10 protein-coding genes are annotated in these 15292 nt (G+C 36.6%); 3 read left to right on the top strand and 7 right to left on the bottom strand.

Annotation, left to right across the window (positions count from 1 at the left end; genetic code table 11):
• Positions 1–4: 4 nt before the first annotated feature.
• The 3 genes from PXD56_RS01605 to PXD56_RS01595 all read right to left on the bottom strand — a co-directional run bounded on the left by PXD56_RS01605 (position 5) and on the right by PXD56_RS01595 (position 7155).
• Positions 5–556 (bottom strand): CopD family protein, encoded by a 552-nt coding sequence (locus PXD56_RS01605; protein ID WP_276491610.1) that lies wholly within the window; start codon positions 554–556, stop codon positions 5–7.
• Between the two features lie 171 nt (positions 557–727).
• Complete coding sequence (locus PXD56_RS01600; RefSeq protein ID WP_276491609.1) at positions 728–3853, bottom strand: VPS10 domain-containing protein; 3126 nt, start codon at positions 3851–3853, stop codon at positions 728–730.
• Between the two features lie 170 nt (positions 3854–4023).
• Entirely contained in the window at positions 4024–7155 is a 3132-nt protein-coding gene (locus PXD56_RS01595; protein ID WP_420828440.1) for a WD40/YVTN/BNR-like repeat-containing protein, read from the bottom strand.
• Positions 7156–7463: 308 nt separating this feature from the next.
• Here PXD56_RS01595 and PXD56_RS01590 point away from each other — a divergent pair, with 308 nt between their 5' ends.
• Positions 7464–8768 (top strand): alpha/beta hydrolase family protein, encoded by a 1305-nt coding sequence (locus tag PXD56_RS01590; RefSeq protein ID WP_276491607.1) that lies wholly within the window; start codon positions 7464–7466, stop codon positions 8766–8768.
• A gap of 212 nt (positions 8769–8980) precedes the next feature.
• Here the strand turns inward: PXD56_RS01590 and PXD56_RS01585 are convergent, their stop codons facing one another.
• The 3 genes from PXD56_RS01585 to hemH are packed head-to-tail and all read right to left on the bottom strand — an operon-like array spanning position 8981 to position 12247.
• Positions 8981–10360 (bottom strand): MATE family efflux transporter, encoded by a 1380-nt coding sequence (locus PXD56_RS01585; RefSeq protein WP_276491606.1) that lies wholly within the window; start codon positions 10358–10360, stop codon positions 8981–8983.
• A gap of 39 nt (positions 10361–10399) precedes the next feature.
• Positions 10400–11173, bottom strand: coding sequence for a DUF3050 domain-containing protein (locus PXD56_RS01580; RefSeq protein ID WP_276491605.1), 774 nt, complete (start codon positions 11171–11173; stop codon positions 10400–10402).
• 30 nt (positions 11174–11203) lie between these two features.
• Positions 11204–12247 (bottom strand): ferrochelatase, encoded by a 1044-nt coding sequence (hemH, locus tag PXD56_RS01575; RefSeq protein ID WP_276491604.1) that lies wholly within the window; start codon positions 12245–12247, stop codon positions 11204–11206.
• 177 nt (positions 12248–12424) lie between these two features.
• On the opposite strand from hemH, the gene PXD56_RS01570 reads away from it, so the two are divergent.
• Positions 12425–13495, top strand: coding sequence for a mechanosensitive ion channel family protein (locus tag PXD56_RS01570; RefSeq protein WP_276491603.1), 1071 nt, complete (start codon positions 12425–12427; stop codon positions 13493–13495).
• Between the two features lie 9 nt (positions 13496–13504).
• On the top strand, positions 13505–14344 hold the full coding sequence (locus tag PXD56_RS01565) for an N-acetylmuramoyl-L-alanine amidase-like domain-containing protein (RefSeq protein ID WP_276491602.1): 840 nt from the start codon (positions 13505–13507) through the stop codon (positions 14342–14344).
• A 4-nt stretch (positions 14345–14348) separates the two neighbouring features.
• Here PXD56_RS01565 and PXD56_RS01560 read toward each other — a convergent pair whose 3' ends face one another.
• On the bottom strand, positions 14349–15239 hold the full coding sequence (locus tag PXD56_RS01560) for an AraC family transcriptional regulator (RefSeq protein WP_276491601.1): 891 nt from the start codon (positions 15237–15239) through the stop codon (positions 14349–14351).
• Positions 15240–15292: the final 53 nt, after the last annotated feature.

Here is a 15292-nt window from a genome sequence, read left to right as displayed (position 1 = left end):
AAAACTATGCCTCAGGATTCTTATTTCTGATTCTTTTGTATAGTCTTATTCCCAACATTAACAGTATTCCTAAAACAATAATACCCACTACCCCGAATATCCAATTAAAGGCACTCTTTAAAATCACCAAAAACACTACAGCAAATAGAATTAAGGTTGCACCTTCATTCCAAATACGCATAAATTTAGAGGTGTATTGAATATCATCTTTTTGAAACTTCTTAAATATTTGATGGTTTTTAAGATGATACAATATCAGTAACAATACGAAACCTAGTTTTATGTGCATCCAAGGTTGCGATAACCAACCAGGGTAAATAATAAGTAACCAGACAGCAAAAAGCACAGCCAATACAGCCGATGGCCAAGTAATAATATACCACAAGCGTTTGGTCATCAACTTTAATTGCTTAGAGAGAATTTCTTTGTCCGGTGATGGTTTTAAATTTGCTTCAATGTGATAGATAAATAACCTAGGAATATAAAAAAGCCCTGCAAACCACGTAATTACGAAAATGAGATGCAGGGATTTTATATAGTTGTAATATTCTGTCATAAAGCTTATAAAAACAAGTTCAAAATACAAGTTCAAGTGCAAATTCAAAACTCAAACTCAAGTTTAGGAGAAAGAGACTAGTTCAAGTGCAGCACTTATTTCTCAGTTCTCTTTTTCCTCAACTCTAGTTTTAAACAAGTTCAAAGTTAGCAAAAGCAGATAGAACTTAATTTATAATCTTATGGCACCAACTCCAGCTTCCCACAAGGTTTTATTATAGGCGGGAATTGCCGTGTTTTTTAATTGATTACCTCTAGCTTTTAAACCGGTCCATTGTACATCTAACTCGGCCTTACGATCTTTACTTGCTTTGTTCAATCTTGGAATACTACTATTCGTCTGATTGATCATAAATATATATTCTGCAGAAAATTTATTTGGAAAATTCTCAACATCATCATATGCTTGAGATTTACGCTGTACCATGTCAGCGTCCCATGCTTTCATATCTGCCAATAATTTTTCGCCAGCCGTTTTAACCGTAGGGTCTTCCACCTTTTTCAAAATCTCTTTTAAATCTTTTTGTGCGGCATACAACTCGTTGATCATAGTATGCATTTCTGTCAACTCTGCTTCTGCAGTCGTCATAAAATCATCAAACTCTTTGTACTGACCAGGTTTTGTTTCGTAGGTAGGCACTTCATTGATAGCACCTGTAGTAGAAACTGTTTGCCCATCGACCTTTAATTTAAAAGTATACGTGCCAGGAGAAGCTTTATGACCACTAAATCCTGCTTCTATATACACCCCTGGTATACCTGGCATAATGGGGTGTTTCATATCCCAAACAAAACGGTTCAAGCCTTCTTTTTTACTTAAAACAGGTGCTGGTGGCGCACCACCTCCATTATGTGGTATGTATGTAGGATCTTTTTCTGAACTTATTGTTCTGACCACTTTACCATTGGCATCTGAAATTTCTAATGTAATAGCTGTACTATCTGCCAATTTTGGGAGTTCATAATATAATACCACCCCATTAGCCGGATTAACACCATTAAATACATCACTACCTGTAAATGAATCTAAATTACCACTTAACGGACTTCTCCAAGAACCATTATAGGCATCTTTAGGTTTTAAAATCTGAAGTCCTTTTTTAGAAGGCTGATATTGCCCAAGAGCAACAACATCATCCAAAATCCAGAAAGAGCGACCAGAAGTAGCCACTACCATATCACCTTTGTGCATTTTTAAATCTGTAATAGGTGTATTTGGTAAATTCAATTGAAAAGGCTCCCAAGATTTACCACCGTTCCATGATGCATAGATTCCTTTTTCCGTACCTGCGTAAAGCAAATCTTTTTTAAACCCATCTTCACGAAGTACACGCGTAAAAGCACCATATGGAATACCAGAGTTTATAGCAGTCCAAGTTTTTCCATAATCTGTTGTCTTATAAAAACCTGGCGTATAATCATTGAATTTATATCTTGTTGTAGCAATGTAAGCTGTTGCCGGGTCATGCGGAGAAACCTCTATGGCATTGATTAAACATTCCTTTAACCCTTTAGGGGTTACATTTTCCCATGTTTCTCCTCCATTTTTGGTTAAATGTACCAGTCCGTCGTCACTACCTGTCCAGATATATCCTTTTTCATGTGGAGATTCTAGTATATACGCCAGCGTACCATAGTTTTCTGCACCAACGGCTTCATTGGTATACGGACCACCACCGTTACCTTGTTTAGCATCGATATCACGTGTAAGATCATCAGAAATTTTATCCCAAGTAAGACCCATATCGCGCGTTCTAAAGACATATTGCGCCCCATGATAAAAAGTACCTAATTCATGGGTAGAAGCTATTATTGGTGCGTTCCAATTAAACAAATACCTCATATCTCTAGCCTCACGACCTAAATATTGAATTGGCGCTTGCATAATTTGTGTTGCCGCTTTAGACTCCATGTCCATTACCTCGACAGTACCCAAATATTGACCACCCATAACATACCTTGGGTTGTCTGGATCAAAGGCTAAAAAGGCACTCTCACCACCCGCAGAATCAGTCCAATCTCTTGTAGTAATACCACTGTTACCAGTAGACAAACTAGCTATTTTAACAGACCTATTATCTTGCTGACCACCATAAATATTATAAGGAAACAAATTATCTACACTTATACGATAAAATTGAGCTGTAGGCATATTATCTTGAGTAGACCAAGTTTTTGCATAATCAAAAGAAACGGCAGCCCCACCATCATTCGCAATTACCATATTCTTAGAATTATCTGGATTTATCCATAGGTTATGATAATCTCCATGAGTTCCTGAAAGTGTTTCCCATGTTTTTCCTCCATCTTCAGAACGTAGTGCCGGGGCACTTAACACATACACCGTGTCTTCATCATTGGGATCTACAAAAACCTCAATATAATACCAAGCACGCTGTACCAACCTGTTATCACCACTGACCATAGTCCAGGATTCGCCCGCATTATTAGAAACGAACAAACCACCTTTATCTGCATCTGAATCACTTTCTATTAAAGCATATACTTTCTTTGAATTTGACGGACTCACAGCTATTGCCATTTTTCCTTTTTCCTCAGGAAGACCTTTATGTATTTTTTTCCAAGTTTCTCCGGCATCGGTAGACTTGTACAATCCACTACCCTCACCACCACTAATTACTATATTGGGTTTACGTTGATGTTCCCACATAGCGGCATACATAATCTCAGGATAGCTAGCATCCATAGAAAGTTCAGAAGCTCCCGTTAAATTGTTTACAAATAAGGTATTCTTCCACGTCTTACCACCGTCAATAGATTTATAAATACCACGTTCAACATTACCCTCAAAAAGGGCTCCTTGCGCTGCAACATAAACTATATCAGGATTTGTAGGGTGAATGATAATGCGTGAAATATGTTGGGTTTTTTCAAGACCCATTTTCTTCCAAGTTTTACCGGCATCTGTAGATTTATACACACCGTCACCGTAAGATGTCATTACACCACGTGGTGCATGTTCTCCCATACCCACATATACAATATTAGGGTTAGATGCCGATACGGAAACCGCACCAACAGACCCTAATTCAAAATACCCATCAGAAATATTTTCCCAACGCTGCCCTGCAGATTCCGTTTTCCAAACACCACCACCGGTAGTACCCATATAATAGGTCATAGGATCACCGACAACCCCCGTAGCAGTTACCGAACGCCCACCTCTAAACGGACCGATATTTCTAAATTTTAAAGGTTGAAAATAATCATTGGCATTCTGGGCAAAAGTTATGGTGGTTGCTAATACCACCATAAAAAAGAGTAATTGTTTTTTCATTATTGAGTTGTTTGGCTGTTGTTTAAGTGTTTATAATGTCAGTTCGAGTGGTTTTTCTTGGAGTAAAACGTAAAGAAAAATTGTATCGAGAACTATTTGGAATACAAAAAGTTTCTCGATACTAATTTTTTCATACTTCAAAAATTCACTCGAAATGACAAAATTTAGTGTTACTTACTTTCATCAATGAACAAGTAATTCAAATTCAGCTCATTGAAACCTTTGTTGAATTCTTTAAGTTCAGATGATATTACACTATCAAATATCTGAAGCTCTTTATTAATTTTAGCTGTAAGTTCATTTTTTACAGCAATATCTTGCTCCGTTGGCGGGAAATCACCAATAGAGACCAAGCTATTTAAATGACCCAATTTATTGGTCAACTTAATAGGGAAATTTAAAGGATCTTGATTACTTCTATTTTGAGTTTGGTATAACGCTTTTTCAACCTCGCTTAACTTATCTTTCATTGCCTTGGCTTTCTCTACCAAATCTTTAGTGCGATCATCATCTTTATATTGCTCTGTAAACGAATTCAGTTGCTTGGTAACATTTCTAATTTTCTTTATAGATTGATGTGCATTCTCGATTGTCGTATTGATATCGGTAATAAAATCGAATTGCTTTTGCATTTCTGCTACTGAGCTTTCTGCTCTTGGATCTGGTAAAATGGTAAACGTTTCACTGCTATTAGTTCCGTTCACATTTAAGTGTACCTTATAATCTCCAGGTACAGCTTTCGCACCATCAAAATTAGCCCACCAGAAAATCATTCCTTTCAATTTCGTAGCCCCTTTACCACGCGTATCCCAAACAAAAGTATTACCACCTTTTTTTACTGTTAACTTCTTCGCTACAACTCCGCTCAGCAACCCGCCTTTCTTCAAATGATTTTTATACAATGCCAAGGTATCACCAGTCATACTTGTATACGTCAACTGAACAGTATCTTTTTCTGAATAGTTCTTTAGTAAAAAATGCGTGATTACACCATTCTCTAAATTCTCCCCAGATGTTTTAGAAGGTTTTTTAGACACCCCGCCTTTTGTACGGTATGAATCTTTTGGTTTAAATAAAATGGTATTCGTATTTTTCTTGTTTTCATCTAACTGATGTAAAACCGTTAAGTCATCTATTATCCAAAGACTACGACCTTGGGTCGCTACAATTAAATTATCATCTTTTATGGTTAGATCTGTAATAGGAACAATTGGTAAGTTCATTTGAAAAGGAGACCAACTAGCACCGTCATTAAATGAAATATACATTCCAGTTTCTGTACCTGCATATAACAATCCTTTCTTTTTAGGGTCTTCACGAACCACTCTTGTAAAATGTTCAGAAGGAATACCGTTCGTTATTTTTGTCCACGTTTTACCGTAATCGGTCGTTTTATATAAGTAGGGTTGAAAGTCGCCCAGCTTATATCTTGTAGCGGCAACATAACACGTACCCTCATCAAAATTTGATGGTTCTATGCTGTTTATCATATTCCACTCTGGCATGTTCGAAGGCGTAACATTGTCCCAAGTAGCACCAGAATCTTTAGAAACATGAATTAATCCGTCATCACTACCTACCCAAAGAATGCCTTCTTTCAACGGACTCTCGTTTGCCGTGAAAATGGTACAGTAGTATTCTACACTCGTATTATCTTGTGTTATCGGTCCTCCACTAGAACCTAATTTCGTTGGGTCGTTTCTAGTTAGGTCGCCACTTAAAACCTTCCAGCTCTGACCTTCATTTTCTGTTACGTGTACGTAATTAGAAAAGGTGTATAACTTCTTTGGGTTATGTCTACTGAATAGAATAGGGAAATTCCATTGAAAACGATATTTCATTGCTTCTGCACCAGCACCCATTGGGTTGTCTGGCCAAACGTTTATACCTCTAACAGATCCTGTTTCATGATTCTTACGAGTAAGGAATCCGTCATAACTACCACCGTAAACTATATCGTTATTTTTAGGGTCAACTGCTATCCAAGCAGATTCCCCGCCTGCCGTGGTCTCCCAATTGCTATCATCAATAGTACGCCCGTCACTTCTATAATCAATACGTAATGTTGAATTATCTTGTTGTGCTACATAAATTCTATACGGAAAGGAGTTATCTGTGGTTACACGATAAAACTGTGCCGTAGGCTGATTGTAATAGGTACTCCACGTTTCACCACCATCATAAGAAATTTGTGCACCACCATCATCACCAATGATCATACGTTGAGAGTCTTCAGGTGATATCCATAAGTCATGATGATCACCATGGGGAGCATTGAATGTATTAAACGATTTTCCACCATCGGTAGATTTATGGTAATTTACATTTAGTACATAAACCACATCTTCATCTTGTGTATCTGCATACACTCTTGTGTAATACCATGCACGTTGACGTATTTTACGTTCCTCATTTACAACAGACCATGTTTTACCGCCATCTTCTGAACGGTATAAACCACCTTTGTCCTTATTTTCTACAATTGCCCAAACCTTTTCTGAATTTTTAGGCGAAACAGCTACACCAATAATACCTAAAGTATCTGTTGGGAATCCTTCATTTTTAGAAATCTCTGTCCAGGTTTCACCACTGTCCATACTTTTCCAAAGCGCAGAACCATCTCCACCACTAATTAAACTATAAGGCGTTCGTTGTGCATGCCACGTAGAGGCATATAATATTCTAGGATTGTTAGGGTCAAAGGTCAAATCTACCGCACCAGCTTGTTCGTTAACAAACAGCACCTGTTTCCAATTTTTACCACCATCTGTACTTTTATAAATTCCACGGTCTTTAGTCGGCTTATAGATATCGCCAAGAACCGCTGCATATACTGTATTATAATCTGTAGGATGCACACGAAGTCTTGGTACGTGCCTACTTTTTTCTAATCCTGCAGTAGCCCATGTTTTTCCACCATCTTCTGTTTTCCAAACTCCATATCCTGAAGAAACGTTACCTCTAAGTGTCTTTTCACCACCACCTACATATATAACGTTTGGATCACTTTTAGCTACCTCAACGGCACCGATACTTCCACCAAAATATCCATCTGAAATATTATCCCAGGTACGACCGCCATCCAAGGTTTTCCAAACTCCGCCACCTGCAGCGCCAAAGTAAAAGAGATTAGGCTCGCCCGGTACACCGGTAACTGCAGCGGAACGACCACCACGAAACGGACCAACTAATCTATAATCCAAACTAGAATATAACTCTTCTGGATACGTTGGTGCAGTACTTTGCGATTTATTTCTTCTTTGAGATAATAACGATAATGGTAATAGAAAACATGCCAGCATGAGTATGCCAGCATTGGTAAGGTGCTTTTTCATTTTGATAGTTTGATATTAGTCTTCACTAAAATTAAACATTTTGTTATGCAAATGTTCATTTTAAGATTTTATTAGCATTTCTAAACCTACATTATTATTGAATTGAAAATACTTGCAGTATTTCAATATTCTTTTCTCATTTAGCGAGGGTATTTATAGCTATACCAAAACAGACCGATATCATGAATTTTTAAAATGACACACATTTAACATCTTAAACAGAAAGCACTAATTATTTAAAGTATTCTTATATTTAAGCCAACAAACTAACAATTATGAAATTTAGAACACTTTTATTTTCGGCATTGTTAATTGCCCTCCTATTTAACGGATTGACAATTAATACCGTAAATGCCCAAACCAATGATTTTTTATACGGAGACCAATTGCCCGATGCACCAGAACTTAGTGCAAGAGGAGAATTTAAAGTTGGCGTACAGACCGTAAACCTAACCAACCCAGATCAAGTAGATATTTTAAATTCAAAAGATGGCAAAGACCCTACCTATGATAGACCTATAACTATTGAAATTTGGTTTCCTGCAAAAGTAAGTGATAATGCCAAGACAGTTGTGTATGATGAAGTAATGGGAACAAGGGGAGATACACTTAGACCATTAACACCATTTACTTTCAAAGGAAGAGCTTACAGAGATGCAGAAGCATTAAAAGGAAATAAATTTCCTTTGGTAGTAGTATCACACGGTTATGTAGGTTCTAGATTTCTAATGACTTACTTAACAGAAAATCTAGCATCTAAAGGATACGTAGTTGCAGCTATTGACCATACAGATTCAACTTTTAAAGATGCCAATGCTTTTCAAAGCACCTTATTAAATAGACCTAAGGACATTCGTTTCGTAATCAATGAAATGGAAAAATTAGGCGCTAAAGGTTCCAAAAATAAAATCGAAGGACTAGTAGATGCTAACAATACCGCAATTATAGGATATTCTATGGGTGGTTACGGAGTTTTAAATGTTGGCGGAGCCGGGTATAGCGCTGGCTTAGGTCAATTCTTTACTGGAATGACGGGCGGTAGCAACGCAATATCCGTACATACGGCAGGCAATGCAGCATACGAAAAAATGACCGACCCTAGAATTAAAGCAATTGTAGCATTTGCCCCATGGGGAATGCAGCGTGGCGTTTGGGATGCAGAAGGATTGCAGGGTTTAAAAACACCTACATTCTTTATTGCCGGAAGCCAAGATGACATATCAGGTTACGAAAAAGGAATTAAGGCTATTTATGAAGGTGCAATCAATGCAGACAGGTATTTATTGACCTATATGAATGCAAGACATAATGTAGCACCTAACCCTCCATCAGCGGAAGCTTTAGCGCCTGGTCTGCATATAGATGAGTACTATAGATACGCAGAACCATCATGGGACCAACGCAAAATGAATAACATCAATCAACATTTTGTAACTGCGTTCATAGGTAAGCATCTTAAAAACCAAGACAACGCCAAGTTTTTAAACGTTCAAGAAGATTCCAATGAAAAAGATTGGACAGGCTTTAAACCTAGATCTTCTACGGGGATGGAATTGTTACATGCGCAACCCGTTAACTAACTTAATTTTTAAATTTAGCTGCTTTAGGCCTTTCCTCCTCTAGCAGCTTTATGTATGTATTTTGATTTGAAATCAACTCTTTCAGTTTCCATGCCAATAGAAATATTGCACCGGCAATCAATTGCGATAAAATAAAATTCATAGAATGTTCTTTAGCGTTTCTAACGCTACTTACGGAGTAATCTGGAATAGGTTTGGTTTCAAAAAAAGAATTAACCCACCAGGGTTCTATTAATCTCTTTTCGCAAGTAATACCCGGTAACAATAGTTGCAAGAAAATCTGCAATGGGGAAAGAAATCCATACGCCAAGTTCTCCTAGATAATTTGGCAGTATCAAGATTAAGGGAATAAAGAAAAAACCTTGTCTGCATAAGGTCAATAACAATGCCGGCACTGGTTTTCCTATAGCTTGAAAATATGCCGCACCAATAAGCTGAAGAGCAATAATAGGCGTAGCAGCAAACACCCAACGCATGGCAGAAGGTGTATTTTCTAAAACAAAGGCATTGGTAGCAAGTTCCTGCTCGCTCATGTCTGGCTTATGGCTTAAAAAGAGTCCGGCTATTTCTGCGGGAAAAATCATGAGTCCCGCAAAAACTAAAGTAGCCAATAGCGCTGCATATTTAATGGCGGTATAAATAGCTTCTTTCACCCTATCATATTTTTGGGCACCATAGTTAAACCCTGCAATTGGTAAAAAGCCTTGTGTGACTCCAAATACAGGAAAAAGGGCAAACATCAACATTCTACCGATAATGGCATATACGGCTACCATTGCTTCGCCACCCAAATCAAAAAGAATGTTGTTCATCAATAGATAAATTACACTCACAACAGCTTGTCGAGAGAGCGTTACTACCCCAAGTGAACTGATTTCTTTGATTATCGAAAATTTGATACGTAAATACTTCGGACTTAATTTTAATTCTGACTTATCGGACAAGAAAAAGTAAACAATATACAGAAAGCAAAGAAAGTAACTGATAGTCGTAGCCCAAGCGGCGCCCTCCATTCCGTAATCCATCACATTAATTAACAAATAATCTAAAACCAGATTGCCAATGGAGGGAATGATCATAGCGATCATGGCAAATTTTGGCTTTCCTTCTGATCTTATAACGTTATTGCCCATCATATTAAGACCCAAGAACGGCACACCATATAAAACAATAACATAGTAGATTTTAGCCAACTCAAAAATAGAGCCTTTGCCGCCAAATGCAGGTATTAGTGTATCTACAAAGGTGAGTCCAACGGCTACCATTGTAGTGATAATCAATATGGTAAACGAAATTTGGTTACCAAATGTTCGTATCGCTTTCTCCTTATTATTAGCACCTAATGCCCTAGAAATAATACTGGCACCACCAATACCGATAGCCATACCCAAAGCCCCTATAAAAAACGAAATTGGCAGCACTACGTTGATTGCGGCAATGGCGATAGAGCCAATCCAATTACCTACAAAAATGGAATCGACCAGAACGTTTAGCGACATTACAAGAATACCGATACTAGCAGGTAACGCCTGTTTAATGAGCAAACTTGATATAGATTCCGTACCTAATTGTTCTGCGGAAACGTTTGCCATTAATTTAGTTTTTAGTTAATTATATGCCTAGATAAATTGCTAAACCGTAATCTCTTTATTTTTTTGAATCGCCTCTGCAATATGGTCCCATAAGTGAATGCGCTGTTGTAACGCTTTTTCAGAACATTCTAAAACGTCATGCCATTTAGCCTCATCTTCTCCACATAATTCTTGAATCATTTTTAACGAAAGCGGACCGTGGTCATCTCCATCTAACTCAATATGCCTTCTTAAATAGTATTCCAGTTTGGGGTATGCATCTTCCCCTGCTTGATCAACAATTTTCAAGAACATATCTGGTATTAAATCTTCTCTACCAAATGTAAAGGCAGCGGCAATTTTATGAGGTTGCTGTGTTTTGATCGTTTCAAAAGTGAAATTTAAAAATGATTTTACTGCAGCGTTTAATTCAATACTTTCAATTGTTTCAAGAACACTATCCAAGTTTTCAATACTGGTTAGAAAATCTGTTATTTCAGTAGTATCTGCACCAACCTCGACCATGGCATCCAAATACATTTCATAATGACTTTTTAAAACTCCCAACTCATTAACATCAGTTTCTTCCTCAAGAACAATCTCATTAATAAACCTAGCAGTATTTGTGTTAGAAACCGGTCTCCATGGTAATGTTGTACACGTAAGGTTAATTTGGAGTGCTTTTAGCAAAGACATAAAATCCCATACCGCATATACATGGCTCTCCATAAATATACGAATATCAGATACCGAATTCAGCTCATTATAAAGCTGATGGTTTCTTAATTCATCTCTTAATGGTTCTAATAAATGTTCAATTTCTTCGATTCTCATAGCAGTGATTTTCTAAGAATTTTAATAGTGTTATGTACTTGGCACAACGTCTAATTTATCGGTAACTTGCCAATCGTTTACCCATTTCGCCATTACACTTACCCAAGCATCATTATCGTTCATACAAGGAATATGTTTATAATCTTCACCACCAGCTTCCATAAACTGCTCTTTACCTTCCATTGCAATTTCTTCTAGGGTTTCCAAACAATCACTAACGAAAGCGGGAGTTATAACCGCCAACTTTTTCTTGCCTTCTTTTGCCAATCTTTCAAACTCATAATCAGTATACGGTTTTAACCATGGATCACCTGCCAAACGAGATTGAAACGAAGAACTAACTTGCTCTTCCTTTAAGCCTAAATACGCCTTTACCATTTCTGTAGTATCATAAACCTGATGTCTGTAACAGGTATTATGAGCAACAGAATTTACGTTACAACAAGTACCATCTATTTTACAATGAAAACTGGTAGGATCGCTTTTACGAATATGACGTTCTGGAATACCGTGATATGAAAACAAAATATGATCATAATCAAACCCTTCTAATCCGTCTTTAATACTTTCTGATAGCGCTTTAATAAACTCTGGATGTTTATAAAAAGCAGGTAGCGTAGTAATTTTCATTTTTGGAAAAGAAGCCTCTTGCTCTTCTAACACTTTTACGACTACCGTCTCAAAACTAGACATGGCATAATGCGGATATAAAGGAACCAACAGCACATCATCAACACCTTTGTCTTTTAACTCTTGCATGGCATTTTTTATGCTCATGGTACCATAACGCATACCCAAGGCAACAGGCAATTCTGTCTGTGTTTTTAATTTATTTGAGAAACGTTCAGAAATAACTACTAGCGGAGAACCTTCTTCCCACCATATTTTAGCGTATGCCGCTGCAGATTTCTTAGGTCTGGTCTGTAAAATAATTCCTCTTACAAGAATTGTTCTTAACCATTTAGGCGCGTCAATAACACGCTCGTCCATTAAAAATTCATCTAAATACGGCTTAACATCTTTTGGTGTTGGGCTATCGGGCGAACCTAAATTAACCAATAATACTCCTTTCATAGCGTATGTGTTTGTTTTTCGATTGCAAAAATAACACTTGCAAATCGATGATATTTTAATTTTCGGCAATAGTTTTTCTATACTCTCATAAAGCAATCTAATAACTACCCAATAAATTTTTAGTGCTGTTTAATTTTAGTAAGTTGTAATTCGTCAAAAACTATAACACATTTTTCAATGAATACTTTTTTTGATACCGTACCTAAAAATGAGCTATATCTATTTTTAATATCTATTATAGCTATACTTTTCTCCTACTGGTTAATTTCCTATTTCCTTAGAAAATTTGGAAAAGACCCAAAGTATTTACTCCCTGAAGGCACTTTTAGAAAACTTAGCTGGCCCATTTTTTTCATTTTCATTTCTATACTGGTTCGTTCAGGATCTTTAAGAACCCTATTAAATTTAACTGAGCATGAATACTTCTTTAAAAAGACCAGTACCATTTTATTCATATTTTCCCTTACCTGGCTTTTATTAAACCTTTTAAAAATTATTAAAAAAATAGTCATTAGTAATTATGACGTTCACGTAGAAAATAATTTAAAGGCACGTAAGATATATACCCAATTCAATATTCTTGAACGTATATTAATTTTCACCATAGTCATTTTGGCCATGGGTGCCGCACTTATGAGCTTTGAAAGTATACGTGAATTAGGTGTAAGTATTTTTGCTTCTGCGGGTGTTGCCGGTATTATCATTGGTTTCTCTGCACAAAAGATGATCGGTACTGTCTTAGCAGGTATTCAAATTGCTATTGCGCAACCTATTAAAATAGATGATGTTGTCATAGTGGAAGGAGAATGGGGTCGAATTGAGGAAATTACCCTGACCTATGTAGTTGTAAAAATATGGGACAAAAGAAGATTGATTGTACCTACCCCTTATTTTATTGAAAAGCCATTTCAAAACTGGACCAAAACCTCATCTGATATTTTGGGCACCGTTTTTCTTTATACCGACTACAATGTCTCATTTGATGCGCTACGTGAAGAATTGACCAAGATTTTAGAAAGTACAGACCTTTGGGATAAAGAGGTAAATGTACTTCAAGTGACAGAAAGCAAACAAGATAGTGTAGAGATTAGAGCTTTAATGAGTGCTAAAGACTCTCCTACCGCTTGGGATTTACGTGTTCTTGTCCGTGAAAAATTAATCACTTTCTTGCAACAAAACTACCCAGAAAGTATTGCTAGGAATAGGGTTTTGTTGGAAAAGTCAACGGATGAGAATAACAATTCATAATTTAGCCTTATGAAGTATAAATTTCTTTTTATTTTTCTAACTACATGCCTTGCAGTTAAAGCCCAACAAATCACCTGCTCGCCTAAAGACAAAGCTGCTGTTGAAAACAAACTTGTAGAAATAGACGGAATGTACGATGGTAATTTCGGTGAAACAATGGTGAGCGTTGGCAAGTCGTTTATGAAGACCCCATATGTAGCTAAGACCCTTGAAATTGGTGATACAGAAACATTGGTCGTTAATCTACACGGGTTAGATTGTACCACATTTGTTGAGAATGTTTTGGACCTTTCTAAGCTATTAAGACAAAAAGACCTGTCTTTTGATGCATTCGTAAAAAACTTAGAAGTGATTAGATATAAAGACGGCGAACTAGACGGTTACGCTTCTCGCCTACATTACTTTTCTGAGTGGATTGCCAACAATGTCGAAAAAGGACTTTTAAAAGATATAACTGGTGAAATTGGTGGTGCAGCAATCACAAAGGATATTAATTTCATGAGCACCCATAGAGATCTGTATCCGTTTTTGGCTGATGACGTCAATTATTCAAAAATTAAAGCTTCTGAAAACTATTTAAACAATCAAGCCATTTGTGTTTTGGCACAAGATGAAATTGCTAAAAACGAACATCTAATTCAATCTGGGGACATCATTGCCCTTGCTACTTCTATAAACGGATTAGATGTTACCCATACAGGCATCGCTACCCGCGAAAAGGATGGTAGAATTCACTTACTACATGCATCAACGGGATCAATGGAAGTCGAAGTATCCAAATTACCATTAGCCGATTATCTAAAAGGAATAAAAAGCAACACAGGTATCATGGTTGCTAGACCTCTGTAAAAACCTAGCTTCCTGCAAGTGCCAATAAATATTTCTTTGGTGTGGTATTATACTTTTTCTTGAAAGCAGCTATAAAGTGACTAGAGGTACTATACCCTACTTTAAGCCCTATCTCGTTAACATTATACTGACCGGTTTCTAATAGTCGCTTCGCATAATCCATCTTATGATCGAATAAAAAGCTATAAACCGAATCACCATAAATTTGTTTAAAACCTTCTTTTAAACGTTTTAAACTTAAGCCTACCTCACTTGATAATTCTGCCAATGTTGGTGGTTCTGCCATATTCGCCAGAATAATCTCTTTAGCCCTTTTTATTTTCTTTACATTTTCCTCGTCTGCTAAATATGGGCATTGCTCAATATCTGCATTGGGGCTTCTATTAAAATACAAGGCTATTAATTCGTATATCTTTCCTTTAACATAAAGCGATTTTATAGAAGGGTGTAAATTGTAATTCACGATCTGACTTAAAATTACTGCTATAGAAGGTGAAAAAGGCTCTTGAGAATAGTATTTCTTCTCTTTGTTATCAGCACTTAAAAATGGTATATAATCTGCCTCTGCCGTAAATAAAGAATGAAATTTTCGCAAGGTCATTACCACAGAAACCAAAGATGATTTCGGGTTAAGATTTAAATTCAATGGTAGGTCTAACTGTGTGTTATACAATAACAAAGAGTTTTCCTCTTTTACATCTAAACTGTAATTCCCTTGATTAAAATTATAAGACCCACTACCCTTTAAACAGAAGTGAAATTGAATAAAGCGTTTGTTGATATCACGGTTGTATTGCATTACCGTATCTTCCTCATTCTGAAATTTTAATACATAAAACCCGTCCTCTATCAATACTTCATCATATGACCCTTGAGCGTTATTTTTTATATTCATTTTCTTTAATTTATTTTATATCTATTTAGAAAGCATCTAAATAAAATTATCCT

Origin of the sequence: Maribacter zhoushanensis (genome assembly GCF_029350975.1) — a bacterium.
Taxonomy (GTDB): Bacteria; Bacteroidota; Bacteroidia; order Flavobacteriales; family Flavobacteriaceae; genus Maribacter; species Maribacter zhoushanensis.
This window is presented reverse-complemented; position numbering and strand designations above follow the sequence as displayed.